14 protein-coding genes are annotated in these 19,541 nt (G+C 59.6%); 8 read left to right on the top strand and 6 right to left on the bottom strand.

Annotated features, from left to right (window positions below; genetic code table 11):
- Window positions 1–61 precede the first annotated feature (61 nt).
- From HL45_RS17145 to HL45_RS17130, 4 genes are all read right to left on the bottom strand, one after another.
- A complete protein-coding gene (locus HL45_RS17145; protein WP_049972410.1) occupies window positions 62–1,036 on the bottom strand; it encodes an aldo/keto reductase in 975 nt (324 codons plus the stop codon).
- Window positions 1,037–1,122: 86 nt separating this feature from the next.
- Window positions 1,123–2,178 carry a hotdog family protein gene (locus tag HL45_RS17140; protein ID WP_049972409.1) on the bottom strand — a complete coding sequence of 352 codons (1,056 nt, stop codon included), beginning with the start codon at window positions 2,176–2,178 and terminating at the stop codon, window positions 1,123–1,125.
- Window positions 2,179–2,288: 110 nt separating this feature from the next.
- Entirely contained in the window at window positions 2,289–3,485 is a 1,197-nt protein-coding gene (locus HL45_RS17135; RefSeq protein ID WP_144240114.1) for a hypothetical protein, read from the bottom strand.
- A gap of 358 nt (window positions 3,486–3,843) precedes the next feature.
- Entirely contained in the window at window positions 3,844–4,809 is a 966-nt protein-coding gene (locus HL45_RS17130) for an outer membrane protein assembly factor BamB family protein (protein WP_158413713.1), read from the bottom strand.
- A gap of 556 nt (window positions 4,810–5,365) precedes the next feature.
- Between HL45_RS17130 and HL45_RS17125 the strand changes: the two genes are divergently transcribed.
- On the top strand, window positions 5,366–7,618 hold the full coding sequence (locus HL45_RS17125) for a PAS domain S-box protein (RefSeq protein ID WP_049972405.1): 2,253 nt from the start codon (window positions 5,366–5,368) through the stop codon (window positions 7,616–7,618).
- A 7-nt stretch (window positions 7,619–7,625) separates the two neighbouring features.
- Here HL45_RS17125 and HL45_RS17120 read toward each other — a convergent pair whose 3' ends face one another.
- Both HL45_RS17120 and mct read right to left on the bottom strand, forming a co-directional pair.
- Window positions 7,626–8,666, bottom strand: a complete 1,041-nt coding sequence (locus HL45_RS17120) for an enolase-like domain-containing protein (protein WP_049972404.1) — start codon at window positions 8,664–8,666, stop codon at window positions 7,626–7,628.
- A gap of 70 nt (window positions 8,667–8,736) precedes the next feature.
- The gene (gene mct / locus HL45_RS17115; protein ID WP_049972403.1) at window positions 8,737–9,891 is read right to left on the bottom strand and encodes a succinyl-CoA:mesaconate CoA-transferase; all 1,155 of its coding nucleotides are present in this window, start codon (window positions 9,889–9,891) and stop codon (window positions 8,737–8,739) included.
- A gap of 152 nt (window positions 9,892–10,043) precedes the next feature.
- Between mct and glmS the strand changes: the two genes are divergently transcribed.
- From glmS to HL45_RS17080, 7 genes are all read left to right on the top strand, one after another.
- Window positions 10,044–10,484, top strand: a complete 441-nt coding sequence (glmS, locus tag HL45_RS17110) for a methylaspartate mutase subunit S (RefSeq protein ID WP_049972401.1) — start codon at window positions 10,044–10,046, stop codon at window positions 10,482–10,484.
- A gap of 14 nt (window positions 10,485–10,498) precedes the next feature.
- Window positions 10,499–11,947, top strand: a complete 1,449-nt coding sequence (locus tag HL45_RS17105) for a methylaspartate mutase subunit E (RefSeq protein ID WP_049972400.1) — start codon at window positions 10,499–10,501, stop codon at window positions 11,945–11,947.
- Complete coding sequence (locus HL45_RS17100) at window positions 11,944–13,254, top strand: methylaspartate ammonia-lyase (protein WP_233274831.1); 1,311 nt, start codon at window positions 11,944–11,946, stop codon at window positions 13,252–13,254. The genes HL45_RS17105 and HL45_RS17100 overlap by 4 nt, the downstream gene beginning before the upstream one ends.
- Before the next feature lie 3 nt (window positions 13,255–13,257).
- On the top strand, window positions 13,258–14,331 hold the full coding sequence (gene mch / locus HL45_RS17095; RefSeq protein WP_049972399.1) for a 2-methylfumaryl-CoA hydratase: 1,074 nt from the start codon (window positions 13,258–13,260) through the stop codon (window positions 14,329–14,331).
- 29 nt (window positions 14,332–14,360) lie between these two features.
- A complete protein-coding gene (gene citE / locus HL45_RS17090; protein ID WP_049972397.1) occupies window positions 14,361–15,383 on the top strand; it encodes an L-malyl-CoA/beta-methylmalyl-CoA lyase in 1,023 nt (340 codons plus the stop codon).
- Between the two features lie 63 nt (window positions 15,384–15,446).
- Window positions 15,447–17,381 (top strand): acetate--CoA ligase, encoded by a 1,935-nt coding sequence (gene acs / locus HL45_RS17085; protein ID WP_049972396.1) that lies wholly within the window; start codon window positions 15,447–15,449, stop codon window positions 17,379–17,381.
- Window positions 17,382–17,538: 157 nt separating this feature from the next.
- A complete protein-coding gene (locus tag HL45_RS17080; RefSeq protein WP_049972395.1) occupies window positions 17,539–19,428 on the top strand; it encodes a bacterio-opsin activator domain-containing protein in 1,890 nt (629 codons plus the stop codon).
- Window positions 19,429–19,541: the final 113 nt, after the last annotated feature.

Below are 19,541 nucleotides of genomic sequence, written 5' to 3'. Positions count from 1 at the left end.
ATTAGTGCAGGTCTACGGTGCCGTTCGCTTCAGCCTCCCTCTGCCCACCTCCAAACGTTGGTTACTGATGTCCCGACACAGGAACCGGTTCGTATGGTTCTTCGAGATAGGCTATATCGCCCGACGAGAGGCTGATGTCCAGTGCTTCGACAGCGGCTTCCAGATGTTCGATGCTGGTCGTCCCGACGATTGGCGCGTCAACTTCCTCCTTGTGGAACAGCCACGCGAGCGAAATCTGTGCCATCGTCACGCCCTTTTCGGCGGCGAGTTCCTGTACGCGCTCGTTGATTTCCGCGCCCCCGTTGTCGGCGTAGGGATGTTCGTGAGCGTAGTCGTCGGTCTTTCCCCGCGTCGTGTCCTCGAACTCCTCGTGTGGCCGAGTGAGATAGCCCCGAGCGAGCGGACTCCACGGAATGACGCCGATTCCTTCTTTGTCACAGAGCGGGAGCATCTCGCGTTCTTCCTCGCGGTAGACGAGGTTGTAGTGATTCTGCATCGTGACGAATTGGTCGAGTCCGAGGCGCTCGCTCGTGTGAAGCGCCTCGGCGAACTGGTGTGTCCACATCGAACTCGCGCCGAAATATCGAACGTTCTCGCGTCGAACCGCATCGTCCAACGCTCGCAGGGTTACGTCGATTGGCGTCTCCTCGTCCCAACGATGGGTCTGATACAGGTCTATTGTGTCCATTCCGAGTCGGGAGAGGGAGCTATCAAGTTCCTGCTCGATTGCCTTTCGGGATAGGCCGCCGGAGTTCGGGTTGGTTTCGTCCATCTGGAAGTAGCCTTTCGTGGCGACGACCATCTCGTCGCGCCGCCCCTCCAACGCTTTCCCGAGGATTCGCTCGCTCTCGCCCCGCGAGTACATGTTCGCGGTATCGAAGAAGTTGATGCCGAGGTCGATTGCGCGCTCGATAATCGGCATACTTTCGTCCTCGTCCAACACCCACTCGCGCCAGTCGCTCGACCCGAAACTCATACAGCCAAGACAGATGCGACTGACCTCCATTCCGGTGTCTCCGAGCGTCGTGTACTCCATACCTTGATTCTCGCGTGCTGATGGCAAAAAGCTACGGCAGGAGGACTGCTGAACGACTTCTGGGAAACTGCCTGTCGGAAATCGGCTTAGAAGTTGTACACGAGCCCGTAGGTGTACTTGAGGTTGTGGAACGAAGCACTCGGCCCGTAGTATTTCTGTTTCGAGATGAGGTCAACGACTTTCTCTGAGGTTCCGCTGTCGTTGTCTGGGATGAGGACGGCACTACCGGGTTCGAACAGGCCGTAACCGTCCCTCGAATTGCCGAAGTACGTGTTCTGCCACTCGGCGACGCCGGTCGACTTCGTCGTCTGGTCTTTGATTTCTACGTCATCCTGAACCCAGTCGTCGTACGAGAGCGTCTTTCCATCGACTGTGAGGTTGACGGTCGTGTCAACAGAGCCACTACTGGTGTCCGTGGTGCCAGTCGGCCCGTGGTCTGTGATGTAGTCACCGTCGCCGAGCGTCCAATCGTGCGTACAGAACGCTCGGAAGTTTTCCCATTCGTTATCCCATAAGGACGCACCGGGTGTCGTAATATGTTTCTGATGAATTGCCATTGGGGTAAAGTTGCTGTACGAATCGTCGCTGAGTTCGTACCAGTCGTGGCCATTGCCGACTTCACCGTACGGACTTTTCTTGTAGTAGTCGGTATCGGAGTGAATGTTATCCCACGACTTCGCCTGCGTGGTCACGTCTCCGCTAGTTGTAACGTCGCTCGTCCCAACCGTGCGTCCGTGCTTGAGGCTACTGCTGATATCGCTCGCGGCTTGATTGGCGCGCTCTCGCATGTCGTCTATGGATTCGCTATCACCCGCAATAGTCGTCGTCTGTTCGCTTCGACCGTTTTCGTCAACGGCATAGGTAAAACCGACGATTGGGTCGTCTAAGTCCGAATATTCTGTCGTTACCCGTGGCTCGGAGACGCCGGCTTTTGATGCCGCACTGTTCCGAATGTCCTGCATCTCCGCTTCCGTGATTGGGCTTCGTTCACTGCCGGTGATGACGTGAACTTTTGTATTGGCCGCACTTGCACTGCCGGAAATTGCGATTGAACTCCCAAGGGCAACTGCCCCGATTCCTTGAAGGACGGATCGTCGAGTTGAGGATGCTGTACTACTGTTGTCTGGTTTTTCTTCCGCCATCACATTTTAACTCTGAAATTATATAATATTAAATCTTATTATAAGTAAATTTATCTTTTAATAATAAATAAATTATAAAAATTTATTCCTCTCGCCTATCGCCTCCGTAGTCAGAGGTTCCACTGCCCGGTGCCGCCACCGTTTACCGTGTAGTAAGACGGGTCACCGCAAGCAAAGCAGGTGTTCGGGTCTTCCCACTTCCAGTACTCGTCGAGGTTGTAGGCGACTTCGTTCTGGTATTCCCCGACTTTGACTCGGTATGCGGGGTTTGCGTTGTAGTATCCGTCGGTGACGCTGGTATGATTCTCCTTGAACTTGTGCCAGTGTTCGGCAACCACGTCGTCGGACTTGTTCGAACTGTTCTCGATGCGAACCTCGCTGGCCGTGTAGCTGTACTCGTAACTGGTCGAACCGGTCGCACCCGAGGAATCGAAGCCAACGGAGACAGACGCACTCTCTGTCGTTTGTCCGACCGTACTGTTCGGCCCGATTTTGTCAAGATCAACGCCGTTCGACTCGTAAAAGTCTGTAAGGCGGTAGAGTTCGTAATTCTCGTAGTCCGAACTCCAGCCGTTGACTGCCTCACCGGGTGTGGATGCCTGATTGATTTCAAAGATCACGTAGTCGTCGTTATTGTCTGAGGTTTCGTTCGACTCTGAGCATTTGATATTGATGTCGTATTTGCCGTATGGTTCGTACGAACCGGCGTCGTTGTATTCGCCTTTACACTCCCATCCACTGTTGAAGTTCACACACGAGGGGTCGGTTTCGAACTCGCCTTGTGCACTCATGCCACCGCCGCCAGCACCGAACTTGGTGAGCGACTTGCTGATGTCCATGGAAATTTCCTTAGACTTTGCCGAGTTCCGCCGCACCGACAGGGCGAGCGAGTCGTTATCCAACGGAACGATGGTTGATGATGAGCTGCCGAGATTTTCGTTGTACTCCGCTCCGAACGAGAACTCTTCAAGGTCGGCAGGTCGGGAGTGTTCGGACGTTCCAACTGTCTCCGGAACTCGTCCAGGTCGTTGGTCGGTCAAGACAGCGTGAAGTGCCTCTTCCGAATTACGGCCAGCGAAAGAGAGCGTTTTGCCCTGTTTGATAAAATCGACGATACGTGAGCGAGCGAGATTCGTGTCGGGCTTGGCGACAGCCGTCTCTGCCTTTTCGAGGGATTTGACCTTCGTCGCGTTTTTTGGAAGTTTGACGGGTGCGTCTCGTTCGACGAACACCTCTCGTCGCTCGAAGGCACTGGTACTGAGGGCACTTGCCGTCCCTGCGCCGCTAACCACAGCACTGCCGACCACAGCACCGACACCGATATTTTTCAGTACGGTTCTCCGCGAACATCCATCAGCTCTTTTATTTGACTCCATCTGCATTTAGTTATATTTAGTTACTATACAAAAATTTAATCTAGATAGAAATAAAATATAATTACTATAAAATTTTAATTTAAAATAAATAATTTTAAGTATGTTACTGTTTCAATCTGCTCTAATTCACACGTAGACCGTGTTGGCGTGGAGAGATGAGCGAATAGGGTAAGAATTGGGCCAGTACGTCTGAAAGAGGTTTACGCATAGTCGAGGTATAATATTGCTATTATCACGTTCGAGATGCTACTGGTTATGGGCGTCCCAGTCTAAGCGGTGACTGACGGGGTCAACCGACAACCCAAAGCGAGGAATCCGCCTCGTGGCAGAAGTATATACGTCCATCACCAACGGTGAAGGAACCAGCGGTTCCGACTGCGTACTTTCGCGTCCTGTTTCCTGTCGCAGGGTCGAATACGGCGAACCCGGTTTCCGAAATATCCGAGATATCGTTTGCACCGACGACCACGCGGTCGTTCACCACTGCTGGGGCGGTCGTGTTTCCAACAGTTTGGGTCCACCGAGCCGTTCCGTCTGCGACATTGATCGCTCGGAGCGTTCCACCTGTTGCGCCCGGCACAACCACTATCTCGTTGGTGACCGCGAGTCCCGTTTTCACGTTATCGTCGATTTCTGCTTCCCATTTTGTCGAACCGGTTTTCAAATCCACTGCGTAGAGCGTTCCTGTGTCGGTCGCAGCGAACACCGTTCCGTCGGAAATCGTGGGACGTGGCGGAGCGTTATTTACGTCTACTGTTTTCTTCCATTGTCGGTTGCCCTTCGGCCCAAAACAACAGATGAGACCCTCTTTCCCGTCGAGTGCTGTCATAGCAATCGTCCGTTTTCCGGTCGTAGCAACACCCCACGTCGTCGTCGGGTTCGGATACTCCCCTACCCACTGTACTTTTCCCGTACCCTTGTCGAGGGCTGAAACAACTTCGGTTCCGAGAATGACGGATTCGTTCGTCGCGGTCGGGGTTGCGTCTCCGATGTCACGACTCACGGCATCGGTTTCGGTTCGCCACTGTTCGCCTCCGTCTTTGGGGTCAAGCGCCACAATACCACTTGCGATAGGTGCGTACACTATGCCGTGTGCAATCGTTGGTGTCAGTCCGGCTTGTGTGTCTGTTTCTACTGTCCACTCAGTATCACCACGGGCGATAATGTGACCTGTGCGGGATGTCGCGTAGGCGGTTCTATCGGCGACGACGGGCGGCATCGTGATACCACCAAAAGCAGGGTCATCTCGTTCCATCAACGCAGTTGTCCCGGCATTCGTTTGCGGCAGTCGCGCGTCGGTAGCAACTCCGGTTCGCTGTGCGGTCGCTCCGACTGTTGGCCATGGACTGTCGAGCGACTTGTCATTCGGTGACTGATCCGTGGAGAAAGGAGTGGTCGAAACGCACCCCGTGAGTGCGGAGACACATCCTATAGTAGCGAAGAGAGCATCACGGCGACTGATGGGTGGAGTTTTGGAGGACATACTAGCATGCTTATAATCTGGTCAGATAAATTTTCCGTTTTAATAATAGTTGAAATGAAAATTCATACAAATGAATAAATTATCAACCAAATCAGTACTCACGAACTAGTTGTAGAATGATATGAACCTTTGGTGTATTATTGTCACCCCACGTTCACCATCCGATGTCTCCGACCTCGGCACTCCGAAATATCCGTCTCAAAAATAGCCCCACGAATTGTAGTGAGGTCATCTACTAAATTATTACTCTCATACGTGGCAACAAACGAACAAAACAAATAGTATTAGTTTTTAGGGATAAACTCCTACAGTAGGGAGAGTCGATAGTATGACGACGAATTTCCGGGTGCTATACATTGACCCACTTGCCGACACGGGCGTCACTCCGAGCGATTTGGAGCGAGATGCACCGGCGCTAGTGGTTCGTACTGCGGACGACGAACGAGCCGTTCTCGACGTGATTTCCGACGAGAACGTTGACTGCGTTGTCAGTGGATATGCACTTCCGGAAGGGGATGGAATCTCGCTGTCGAAACGAGTCCGTGACCAGTTCCCGGACGTTCCGTTCGTTCTCTGCACCACGTCCGGAAACGAGCGAATTGCGAGCGACGCTTTCGAAACGGGAATCGACGGCTACGTCCCGACTAAACCGGACGAATCGCGCACCACCGCACTTTCGGAAACGATTACGCGCGTCACCAGCGATGCTCGACGTCCCCCCGAGCGATTCGACCGGTATCAGTCCATCGTGCAGGCGATGGGCGACGGCGTCTACACGCTGGATACGGAGGGCTACGTCACTGCCGTCAACGACACCCTGTTGGAGATGTCACTGTACGACCGCGACGAACTCGTCGGCGAACACATCTCGCTCCTCTTGGATGGAGTGGACGTGTCGCGCGGCGACCGACTCATCAAAAGTCTGCTTCAGGGTGACGCGGACGTCGGCAAACTCAGAGCAGAACTCAAAACCGCGGACGGGGACGGCATTCCGTGCGAGGCCAGAATCGGCCTGCTGACCCACCGAGACGAGTTTCGCGGCACCGTCGGTGTCCTCCGGAGCATCGCAGACCACGAGCGAATCAAAGCGGCGCTTCGGGAACAGAAAAGAAAAATCGAAGACCTCCACGAAATCGCCTCGGAGATGGAGGCGTGTCAAACCCCGGATGAAATCTGCGAACTGACCGTCGATGCCGCCGAAAGTATCCTCGAATTCGACATCTGCGGCGTTGACCTCGCGCAAGACGGCTACTTCATTCCGAAAGCCATCTCGACGGGAATGACCGACGACGGCTACACCAAACTCCGAACCGACCAAGGCGTCGCGGGGCGCTCCTACCAGAACCACGAAACGTGCGTGTTGGACGACGTGCGCGAGGAGGCCGATGCGGCTCCGGCACAGGCCGAATACCGGTCGCTGTTGAGCGCGCCGGTTGGCGAGGAAGGGATATTCCAAGCAGGGTCGCGCGAAGTCGGTGCGTTCGACCACGACGACGCGGAGCTGGCCGAACTGCTTCTTTCACACACCACGGAGGCGCTCCGTCGAATCCACTCGCAAACCGCACTCCGCGAGAGCGAAGAAAAGTATCGAACGCTGGTCGAACAGAGCCACGACGCGATTTACATCTACCGCGACGACAGCTTCGTGTTCGTCAACCAGCGCGTGTGTGAACTCACCGGCTACGACCGCGACGAACTCGCCGAAATGAATCTCTGGGAGTTGATACACCCGGACGAGCGCGAACGGGTCAAACACATCGCACAGGAACGCAGTCGCGGCAATCACCCACCGCATTACGACGCCCGCGTCGTGACGAAAGACGGCGATCTCCGATATGCGGAGTTCAACGTCCGCGAAATCACATACGAGGGGGAAGCGGCCCAACTTGGGTCGGCCCGCGACGTGACGGAGCGAAAACAGCGGAAACAGGAACTCAAACGCCAGAACGAACGATTGGAGGAGTTTGCGAGCGTCGTCTCACACGACCTCAGAAATCCGCTGAACGTCGCACAGGGCCATCTCGAACTTGCACGAGAGCGTGGCGACGAAATCCATTTCGAGAAGGCAGGAGGCGCTCTCGACCGAATGGGAACTCTCATCGCCGACCTGTTAACGCTGGCCCGGCAGGGGTTGGTCGTCAGCGACACCGAATCGGTCGAGTTGGAAACAATCGTTCGGCAGGCGTGGGCAAACGTCGAGACGGAAGAAAGCACGCTCATCGTCGAGACGCAGACGGAAATCGACGCGGATAGGGGACGACTGCAAGAACTCTTCGAAAATCTGTTTCGCAATGCCGTCGAACATGCAGGGAGTGAAACGACGGTTCGCGTCGGCGAGATAGCTGACGAGTCGGACGTCGCCGAAACGGACGATTTTGCGGGTTTCTACGTCGAAGACGACGGCGACGGAATCCCACTCGACGAGCGCGAAGCGGTGTTCGACCACGGTCACACGACTGCGGATGGTGGTTCGGGGTTGGGTCTGTCAATTGTGAAAGGTATCTCCGAAGCACACGGCTGGTCGGTTTCGGCGGACGAAGGGAGCGACGGCGGTGCGCGGTTTCTGATTCAACTCGATTGAGTTCGTTTCACTCTCGCCGGAATCCTTCGACGCTCGGCGCATCCAGCGGACTCGACGGAAGACCCTCGGTCGGTTCGGGGTCGTTGTAGCCGCGCGGAGCCACGTCGTTCGGCGAATCCGGGTAGAACAGAGACGCGAGCAGTTGAATCTGTCCGCGGGCGATGCTCAACTCGAACTGGCCGCCGCCGTACAACTGTATTCCGCGGCGGTCACAGTGTTCGAGCGTATCGAACAGCGATTCGACGCTTCCGAACCGCGACGGCTTGATGTTCAACCAGTCGGGTTTGAACGGGAGTGATTTCACGCTCTCGACGCCGGTAATCGGTACGTCCCACGAAATCCGCTCCTGTGCGGCGTCGAGAATCGGTTCGGTTTCGTCGGTGTACGCCGGGTCTTCGATAATTGCGTTCGGAAGCCCGTCCCGAATACGACGATACAGTTCGGGGTCTGCGGATTGGCCGACCTCGGTGTTTTCGTACTGGGATTTCAAATCCACGATTCGGACTTTTTCGGTGTCGGCGAGTTTCGAAATCAGGTCGGCAGACCACTCCGGCGTCGGGTCGAGTTTGAACGCCAGCGAGGAGTCGATGTCGAGCCATCGCGTCACGCGCTCCGCGCTCGGCGGGTCGCCCAGTCGCGTGCTCATCACGAACGTCACCGGAGACGGCGTTCGACCCAGCACGGTCGGCAGGTCGGTGTCGGCCTGCCGGAGCGCCAAATCCAGCGCCGCGCTCTCGAAACCCCACTGTCTGTAGTGGCGGAAATCATCGCGGGATGGGCCTTCGGGAAACAAATCTCGGTCGGCGACTGCCGCGGAAAACTCGTCGAGCGTGTACTCGCCGGAGAGGTCGAACTCTGCGTCGGCCAGCGCGTACTGGTCGTCCGCGTCGTAGGTTACGTCCTCGCCCCTGCCGGTTTCGCCAGCGCCGCGCAGGACGATTTCGGTCGTGACGCGCGTGAAATCGCTCGACGTTTCGCGTTCGTGGGTTTCGTACTCGCAGGTTTCGATGGAGAGCGGGAGGTCTTTGACTTCGTGGTAAAGCGCCATAGGTAGTAGAAGGCAGGAGGCGGGATAACTGTCGGGGGCTTTTCTCACCCTATAACCATCGTTCTCACCTTCAGACGGATTTTTCCTCGCCGAACAGTTCCTCACGATGTTCGTCCAGCAAGGGCGCGCGGGTGCCGGGTTCCGGCGGCGTTTCGCTCATCTTGATAGGCGTCCCTGCGATGGTCACCGATTCGTCCGTTCCCGGTTGTTCGACATCGACGAGCATGTCGCGGGCATCGACGTGGTCGTCCTCGAACACGTCGGCCACGTCCTGCACCGGGGCGCAGGGAACCGCGCCTTCGAGGAGGTCGCACACGTCGTCAGCGGAGTGGACGGCTGTCCACTCCGCAATTTCCCCGCGGAGCAGTTCCCGGTGCTTCAGCCGGTCGGCCGTCGTAGGGAAGTCCGCGGCGAGGTCGGGCCGCTCCATCGCCTCGCAGAGCGCCGTCCAGTGGTTGTCGCCGAACGCGGCGATGACGACGTATCCGTCCGCGGTTTCGAAGGCGTTGTAGGGAAACAGCGTCGGATGGGAGTTCCCGCGCCGGTTCGGAACCTCGTCGGTGTAGGAGTACTGATAGACGGTTCGTTCGCACAGCGAAATCATCGAATCGTACATCGCGGTATCGACGTACTGGCCCTCGCCGGTTCGGTCGCGGTGGTGGAGCGCGGCGAGGACGCCGACGGCGTTCAGCGTGGCGGTGAACAGGTCGCCGATTCCTGGCCCGACTTTCGTCGGCGGGCCGTCCTTGTCGCCGGTAATCTGCATCACGCCCCCGAGGGCTTGTGCAATGAGGTCGAAGGAGGGTTGTCCTTGGCGGTGGGTTTCGCCCGTGCGCGGGTCGCCGAACCCGCGGATTGACGCGTACACCAGTTCGGGGTTGCGTTCGCGGAGGGTTTCGTATTCGAGGTCGAACTTCTCCATCGTCCCGGCGCGGAAGTTCTCTACGACCACGTCGGCGTCCTTGGCCAGTCGGAGGAAATCCGCGCGGTCGTCCTCGTCGGTCAGATCGAGTTCGAGGCTTCGCTTGCCACGGTTGATGCTCTGGAAATACCCTCCGTAGGCGTCGTCGTCCCCGACGAACGGTGGATTCGGCCTGATGAGGTCGCCGCCGGGGCGTTCTACTTTCACCACGTCGGCTCCCAAATCCGCGAGCAACATCGTGCAGTACGGCCCGGCGAGCACCTGTGTGAGGTCGAGAACGCGCAGGTCGGAAAGCGCTGGCATCGCTCCATCCGTCGCCAACCCGAAACAAAAATCTTCCCAATTAATAATGTGGTTTGTGGCTTAGGCACACTCCAACTCCCTAAAGGGCCTTAAACGCATTAATCATGAAAAAACATTACCTTTAACTTCTGTCCATTGTAGATACCGATGCGATGTCTGCCACAATAATCCTCGGTGTGATCGGGTCCGACGCACACGCTGTCGGCATCACGATACTCGACCAAGCGCTCTCGACGGCTGGCTTCGATGTGGTCAACATCGGCGTCCAGTCCAGCCAGCAGGACTTCATCAGCGCGGTGGAAGCACACGAGGGTGATGCGGTACTCGTCTCCTCGTTGTACGGCCACGCCGAACAGGACTGCCGTGGTTTCCACGAGGCCATCGAGTCCGCCGGTCTCGACCCCATCACCTACATTGGTGGCAATCTCGCCGTCGGACAGGACGACTTCGAGCAGACGAAAGAATGCTTCCGAGCGATGGGGTTCGACCGCGTTTTCGACTCCGAAACGAAGCCGATGGAAGCGATTGCCGCCCTCAAAGCCGACATGAACATCGCGGAATCCGAAGCCGAACGAACGAGGCTCACGTCCTGAGTCCCTCTCTCCCCATGTTACGCGATACACGACTTTCCGCAGAGAAGCTGTCACGAATCGACGAAAAAATACGAGAAAACTGGCCGGTCGAACCGTTCGATTTCGAGGAAGCGGTCGCCTACCACGATTCGCTTCCCGAGAAAAAGCGGTTTGCGAAGGTGCTCCAGCGCGCCGACCGGCCGCTCCTCCAACCTCGTGCCGGCGTTCCGCGACTGGACGACCAAATCGCCCTCCTTCGCCACCTCGAAGGCGCGGGCGGCGCGGACTTGCTCCCGACGACCATCGACTCGTACACGCGGGACAACGAGTACGAAAAAGCCCAGCAGGGCCTCGAAGACGCCCGCGACAGTGGCGACGACACGCTCAACGGCTTTCCCGCCGTCAACCACGGCGTCGAAGGCTGTCGGAAACTCATCGAAGCGGTGGACGCCCCAATCGAAGTGCGCCACGGGACGCCCGACGCCCGCCTTCTCGCCGCAGTCACTTTCGCCGGCGGGTTCCAGAGCTTCGAAGGCGGCCCAATCTCGTACAACATTCCGTACACGAAAGAGCGCGGCCTCGCCCAGACCATCGAACACTGGCAGTACGTTGACCGCCTCGCCGGAGCCTACACCGCTCGCGGCGTGGAAATCAACCGCGAACCGTTCGGCCCATTAACGGGCACGCTCGTCCCGCCGTGTATCGCCATCGTCATCGGCGTGGTCGAAGGCTTACTCGCCGCCACGCAGGGCGTCCGGAGCATCACGCTCGGCTATGGGCAAGTCGGCAACCTCGTGCAGGACATTGCGGCCCTGCAAGCCCTCCGCGAACTCGGCGAGGAGTACCTCCTCGACGAGGTGACCGTGACGACAGTTTTCCACGAGTGGATGGGTGGCTTCCCACCCGACGAGGCCCGCGCGAGCGGCGTTATCGCGCTCGGCGCGGCCACCGCCGCAATCGCAAAACCGGACAAGGTTATCACCAAATCGCCGCAGGAGTTCGGCGGGGTTCCGACGAAGGAGGCAAACGCGGCAGGTCTGCGAACCACCAGACAGATACTCGATATGATGTGCGAACAGGACATCGACGTGGAGGGCATCGAGGAGGAACGCGAGTTCATCGAAGCATCGGTGCGGTCGCTCATGGAGACGATTCTCGAATTCGGCGACGAAGACGTTGCACAGGGCATCGTTGCGGCGTTCGAAACTGGAAATATCGACGTGCCGTTCGCCCCGAGCGAGAGTGCAAAGAGTGCCGTGTTACCGGCCCGCGACGACGACGGTCGGGTTCGAATCCTCGAATTTGGCGACCTCGCGCTCGAACCGGAACTCAAGGCGGTTCACACCAACCGACTCGACCGTCGGGCGCGCGCGGAGAACCGAACCACTTCGTTCCAGATGGTCGCGGACGACGTGGACGCCATCAGCGACGGCCGACTCATCGGCCGTCGCGGAAGCAGTCGGTCCGGGGGTGGCGGAGCGTGACTTCCGTCGAATCCGACCCCGCGAAAACCATCGAATCGGTTCGTGCGGTGCCCGCCGTCTCCGGATTTTTCTTCGACGACCAGCGCGCCATCAAGACTGGCGCGGAACAGGACGGATTCGCGTATCAGGGCGACCCGGTGACGCCCGGATTCGACCGCGTTCGACAGGCCGGAGAGTCCGTTAGCGTCCTGCTCGAACTCTCCGACGGCACAGTCGCTCGCGGCGACTGTGCCGCGGTGCAGTACTCCGGCGCGGGCGGCCGCGATTCGCTCTTTCGGGCCGAAGCGTTCGCGCCCGTGGTGGAAAACACGGTCGCAGACGCGCTGTTCGGACGCTCTGTGCGCGAATTCCGCGACAACGCGGACATCCTCGAAGAACTCACCAACGACGGCGAACGACTGCACACCGCGATTCGGTACGGCGTCTCGCAGGCGCTGCTCGACGCCGCGGCAATCGCCCGACGCGGCACGAAAACCGACGTTCTGGCCGACACCTACGGGACTGTTCCCGCGAGCGACCCGATTCCCGTCTTCGGGCAGTCGGGCGACAATCGGCGCAAAAACGCCGAAAAGATGCTGTTGAAGGGTGTTCCCGTCCTTCCCCACGGTCTATTCAACAGCGTCGAGAAGGTCGGTTCGGACGGCGAGCGATTGGTCAAGTATTTGGCGTGGCTTTCGAACCGCGCGGTCGAACTCGGCCCGGAGGGCTACAACCCGCGATTCCACGTCGACGTGTACGGCATCCTCGGGAAAATTTTCGCGCCGCCATACGACCGCGCGGAAATCGCGGACTACTTCGCCGACCTCCGGGAGGCCGCGGCCCCGTTTCCGCTACAGGTCGAAGGGCCGATGGACGTTGGCGGGCGGGAAGAGCAGATTTACGCCATGGCCGAACTCCGCGACGGACTCGCCGACGCGGGCGTTGACGTGGATATCGTGGCCGACGAATGGTGCAACACGTTCGCGGACGTGCGGGCCTTCGTGGACGCGAGCGCGGCCGACGTGGTGCAAATCAAGACCCCCGACCTCGGCGGCATCGGGCGAAGTGCGGAAGCAGTGCTGTACTGCGACGGCACCGACACCCGGGCGTATCTCGGCGGAACGTGCAACGAGACGGTCACCTCCGCGCGAGCGTGCGCGCACGTCGCGCTCGCCACCGACGCCGCCCAGACGCTCGCCAAACCGGGCATGGGTTTCGATGAAGGGTACATGGTGATGGAAAACGAGATGCGGCGGACGATTTACCGCCGCAAAGCACGGACGAAGCAGACACGAACGAAAGAGACACCGAATGAAAATCGGAGATAACAGATGACAGATTGGGCAGACTCACGGACGTTTTCGAACGCGCTGGAGCGAGCAGAGACGCTGGAAAAGGGAAACTACTTCGAGAATTTCAGCGACGGACAGACAATCGAACACGCGCCGGGATTCACCCTCTCTGCGCACGCCAACGAACTGTGGATGAGCCAGACACTCAACCACGACCCAGTGTACTGGCGGTCTGACGCCGCGCGAGCAGTTGGCTACGACGGCTGTCCGATTCACCCGGATTACCTGCTCGCCAGCGTGATGGGGCCGAGCGTCGAGGATTTGAGCGAGAAAGGCGGCTACTTCCTCGGCAGGGACAACGTGTCGCTTCACGACCCGGCAGTCATGCCGGGCACCGAGATTCGCGTCGAATCGACGGTCGAAGCCAAACGGGAATCGAGTTCTCGCCCCGACTACGGCATCGTGACGTGGGAAACGACCGGATTCGACGCCGAAACGGACGAACCCCTCCTGTCGTATACTCGGACGAACATGATTCCGCGCCGGGAACCGATGGCGAGTGACGGCGGGCGCGAGAGTCCGACGGACTCGCGCGCGGCCGCGGAACCCGACGATTCCGGCCTTCCGAGCGAGTTCATTTCGCCCGACGGCCCGTATTTCGAGGATTTTTGCGACGCTCACGAACGAACGACAGACCGCGATGCGGCGGTCGCCTACCGCCACGAACGCGGGCGAACCATGGACGACGTGATGGTGGCGACGCTGCCGCTCGTGACACTCAACACCGCGAAACAGCATCACAACGACGACTACATGACCGACTCGCCCTCGGGCGAAATCGTCGCGTATGGCGACGTGACTCGGTCGGTCGCGCTCGGACACGCTCGCTCGGACGAGAAAACCTACCGCGAAATCGGCTACGGAAACGAGCGGTTCTACGACTTCGTGACCGTTGGCGACACAATCTACGGATTTACCCGCGTTCTCGGTATCGAGGACACGGGCGACCCGGAGGCAGGCCAAGTCACGTTCGAACACTACGCGTTCAACCAGCGCGACGAACCGGTGTACTCCGGCACCCGAACCGCACTGATTCGAAGACGAAACCAGTAGACAAAATCACGAAACACACCCCACTACCAATGACTAAGACGAGACTCTGCCGAACGTTCCAGACCGCACCCGCCGCCGTCCCTCGGGACGACAGCGCGAAATATCTCCGCTCCGGCCTCACCGCGGAGGGATTTTCGGCCCCCGACTGGCTGGTGCCCGACCTCGAAGACGGCACCGCGCCGGAGATGAAAGACGAGGCGCTCGAAAACGTCCGGGAGTTGCTTCCGGAATACGCGCCCGCATTCTCCGGCGAAATCTGGCTGCGCGTCGAGTGGGCCTACGACAGCGAATCGCTCCGCGAGCGCGGCGTCGAGCAAATCGAAACGCTCGCCGAAACCGTCGGCGAACACGTCGATGGATTCGTGGTTCCGAAGGTGGGGCGTCTCGGAGACGTAAACGCCGCGGAAGCGGCCGTCGCCGCCGCGGGCCGTGAAACTGGCACGGATATCGAACTGGCCGTCATCGTCGAATCGGCGCGGGCGCGCTCTGACCTCCGAGAAATATCCAAATTTGGGCAGGAATCCCTTCTGACCGCACTTGTGTTCGGGCCGGTCGATTACACCGCAGAACTCGGCGGGCGCGAGATTGGCCAGCGACCCGACTGGTCGGGACTCTACGAAGCCCTCTCGAACGAAGCGAGCGCGAACGACCTGCTCTCCATCGGCGGGCCGTTCGACCGCCTGTTCCGCGAGCGCGCAGGCGTTTCGTTCTACAACGGCGACGGCTACGCCGACCACGTCGAGCGCGAAGCGCGGGTCGGCCTCGACGGCAGTTGGTCGCTTCACCCCAATCAGACCGCGCAAGCGAACCGCATCCACCTACCAACCGCAGACGAACTCCGCACCGCGGTTTCGAAAATCGAGACGTTCGTCGAAGCGAAGGGAACCGGGACGGGAGCGGTCGCAATCGACGGTCAGATGGTGGACGAAGCGACGTTGAAGAACTTCGAAAACACTGTCGAGACGGTTGCTACCGTCCACGGGATGCAGGACGAGCAGACGAAAGAACGATACGACGAGGGGTTGCTCGACCGGGCGCTTGAAATTTGGTAGCCGGTAGCACCAACCGCCGTGTAGGCGAACGATTTTTGTCTTTTTGCACGAACCTCGAAACGAATGGCCAACGGGAGTAGAAAGGAGACAACCCACGGACGCGACCGGGAGACGCCACCATCGTCGTTCGTTAACGGAGCAAACGTCACCGCGGGCGACCGCGACGCCCTTCTCGAAACGGGGTGGCCGTCGTGCTGGAAGACCGCCGCCGAACTACTGGACTGGCATCGTTTGTTCGACGCGGTACTCGACGACGATGGTTCGACGCGCTGGTTTCCCGGCGGTCGGTTGAACGCCTCGTACAACTGCATCGACCGTCACGTAGCGGATGGTCGCGGCGACGAGGCGGCGCTCGTTTGGGAAGGAAAACTCGGGGAAACGCGAACCTACACGTACCGCCAACTTAAGGACGAGGTGAATGCGTTCGCGGCGGCCCTCCGAAATCTCGGCGTCGGCGAGGACGACGTCGTCACGCTGTACATGCCGATGGTGCCGGAACTGCCGATTGCGATGCTGGCCTGTGCGCGCATCGGCGCACCGCACAGCGTCGTCTTCGCCGGGTTTTCGGCCAACGCGCTCGCAACTCGGTTGGCCGGTGCGGACTCCGAATATCTCGTTACCTGCGACGGCTACTACCGCCGGGGAACCGCGCTCCACCTCAAGAGCATGGCCGACAACGCCTGTCTCTCCGTCGAACAGGACGTCGAACAAATTGTCGTCAATCGGCTCGGTGACGACGGGGAAATCGGTGACGCTCACTCCTACGCCGACCTCATCAGCGACTACGACGGGGTCGAAATCGCCCCCGTCGAGCGCGATTCGAACGATTCTCTGTTTCTCATCTACACCTCGGGAACGACGGGCGAACCGACGTTAGTCGAGCACACGACCGGTGGCTATCTGTCGCACGTCGCGTGGACGAGTCACGCCGTGTTCGACCTCAGGCCGGAGGATACACACTGGTGCTCCGCGGACGTCGGCTGGATTACCGGCCACTCCTATGCCGTTTACGGCCCCCTCGCGCTCGGGGCGACGACCGTTCTGTACGAAGGGACGCCCGACCATCCCGAAAAGAACCGTCTCTGGGAAGTCATCGAGCGCAACGAAGTGGACGTGTTCTACACCGCGCCGACCTCGATTCGGGCGTTCATGAAGTGGGGAAGCGAGTATCCGGAACAACACGACCTGTCCTCGCTCCGACTGCTCGGAACCGTGGGCGAACCCATCGACGAAACCGCGTGGCGCTGGTACCGCGAACACGTCGGCGGCGGCGAGTGCCCAATCGTAGATACGTGGTGGCAGACCGAAACCGGCGGCGTCGTCCTCTCGACGCTTCCCGGCGCAGACCGAATGCGACCGGGTGCCGTCGGACGGGAACTCCCCGGAATCGGGGCGGCAGTCGTCAACGAAGTCGGTGAGGAAGTCGCGCCCGGCGAGTCGGGGCGCTTGGTTCTCACTCGGCCATGGCCGGGGATGGCGCGGTCGCTCTGCGAAGACGCCGCTTGGGGTGCCCGTCGAACGAATCGTGTCGAGGGGCAGTGGCAGTACGACACCGGCGACAACGCCGTCCGGGACGAGAACGGCTACCTCCACCTTCTCGGGCGGGCCGACGACGTGCTCAACGTGTCGGGCCGTCGATTGAGTACAGCGGAAATCGAGTCGGCCATCGTCGGCGTAGACGGCGTCGCCGAGGCCGCCGTCGTCGGCGGGACGGACACGATGAAAGGGTCGAAAGTTCACGCATTCGTCAGCCCCGAATCGAACGTCGCGGGCGACGAGGTGCTCAGAACGCGCGTCCAGTCGGCCGTCGAATCGGCCATCGGGTCGATTGCGGCACCCGATTCCGTCACGTTCACGCCATCTCTGCCGAAAACGAGGTCGGGCAAAGTCGTCCGGCGGTACCTGAAAGCCATCGCAAACGGAGAAGACCTCGGCGACACGAGCGCGCTCCGAAATCCGGAGGTCGTCGGCGAACTCGAATCGCTTCTGAACGAATAGTTTCGTGCTTTCGTACAACGGCGAAACAACTCGTTCCCGATTTTTAAACTGTTCTCGTCCGGTTCTGTCAGTTCTCTTCTTCCTAGAGGAAGAACAGTCGAGAACCGTTCCGTTCTTACCCCGAAGATTTATTCGCCTTTCCAGAGAAACACGAAATATGAGCGGTGCGGAAAACACGGAGTTCCTGACGACACCGGAGTACGAGCGTCTCCGCCGCGGAACCGAAACCTACCGCGAAGACCTCGTCGTGGCGCTGGCGGGACGCGTCGGACTCCGTCCCTCGGAACTGACCCGCATTTGTCCCGCCGACCTCACCGAGCGCGAACGCGACGGAAAGCGATTCTATTTTCTCTCCGTCCCAGATGGAGACGGCGAAACGAGGGAGGCATACGTCCCGCCCGAAATCGCCCACGACCTCCGAAAGTTCGCCACCGCGAACGACGTTTCCCGGTACGACCCGTTCGTCGCGGTGTCACCACGCCGAGTTCAGATGGTGGTCAGCGACGTCGCAGACCGCGTTGACGGCCTTCGAGACGTCACCTGCCGCGACCTCCGCAAGTATTTCGCCTGGTGGAGTCTCGTCGAGGAGGAAATCGACCCGCGGGTGGTGCAGGCCGTCGGCGGATGGACGAACCTCGAAAGCCTCGCTCCGTACCTCGACAGGCCGACCACGACCGACGTCATCGACGCGTTCGCACATCCGCACCAGCAGTCGAGTCGTGACGGCGGTCGGCCCGATCGCCGTCACGACCACCGCGAACACCATCACGACCGCCGTGAATACCACCACTGGGAACGCGACCGCGAATACGATGGCCGATCGGACTCTCGCCGCTCCGAACTGCTTCGATGTATGGGCGAGTTGGGAGAAACCCTCGCCGAGGCGTCCACGGCCGAAGCCGTGGAACGAACCGTTTGCGACCATCTCTCGGGCATCTACCGCGCCGTCTGGATTTGCGACGCGGACGGTTCGCCACGGACGACTGCTGTGCCCGAACGAATCGAGAACGACGTTCTCGGTGGCGTCCTCGACGGTATCGGCGTGCTGGAGGACGAGATTCCCGACGTGACGATAGTCGGCAAAGCGGTGACCGACGACCTATCTGCTGATGGGTCGTCGGTCGGTGTGTCGGCCGATACGTCGGCTACTTCGTCGGTCGATAGAGCGTCGCTTGCCGGGACAGTGGCCCGGTGTTCGTTCGCCGTCGCGCCGCTCCGGTCGAACGAAACCGTTCACGGATTGCTCTGTGTCGCCCACGACACGTTTCGGCCGACAGATAGGACGCTCCTCGCCGATGTCGGCAGACGAGTCGGCCGAACTATCACGTCGATTGCGCGCAAACGCCTGCTGTTGGCGGACACCGGCGTGGTGCTTTCCCTGCGCAGTACCGACGATGGCGTCTTTCTCGTCTCGGCTTCGGCGGAACTCGACTGTCGATTTGCGCTCGAAGGCGTGGTGCCGATAGCGAACCACTCGTTGCTCTACTTCGTCACGGCCAGCGGGGCCGCCGTCGGCGACGTTCTCGACAGGATAACCGCCGCGGACGCTGTCGAGGATGCTCGTCTTATCCGGGACTACGAGGACGACGCGCTTTTCGAATTCGTCGTTTCCGGCGACTCGCTCGCGACGATACTCGTGGAACGCGGCGGCACCGTCCGCGAACTGTCGGCCGAATCGGGCGTCCTCGACGTTTCCGGCGTTTTCTCGGAGCAGGTCGATGTCCGTCGCGTCGTGGAAACCGTCGAACGGTCGTTTCCGGCGACGGATTTGCGCTCGAAACGCAAGGTTTCCGAACCCGTGCGGAGCACGGTCGATGTCCAGCAGTCGGTACACGACCGGTTGACCGAGCGCCAGCAGACGGTTCTCCGGGCCGCCTATCTCGCCGGATATTTCGAATGGCCTCGTGGGAGTACCGCCGAGGAACTCGCGGCGTCGATGGACGTTTCGTCGCCGACGCTCCACAACCACCTCCGGAAGGCACAACAGAAAGTGTTCGATACGGTGTTCGAGGACGACAGCGGTTCGTCGGACGCAAAGAGACACTAATTGCTTAATTTCGCTCGCGTACTGGCGTCGGATGAATCCTCTCTCGGCGGTGGTGAACTCCTATTCTTTCCGATGAGGGCCGCTGTGTTGAAAAACCGACTGTTTTGTATAGT

The organism is Haladaptatus cibarius D43 (assembly GCF_000710615.1).
GTDB lineage: Archaea > Halobacteriota > Halobacteria > Halobacteriales > Haladaptataceae > Haladaptatus > Haladaptatus cibarius.
The sequence above is the reverse complement of the archived record's forward strand: the minus strand, read 5'-3'. Positions and strand labels throughout refer to the sequence as shown.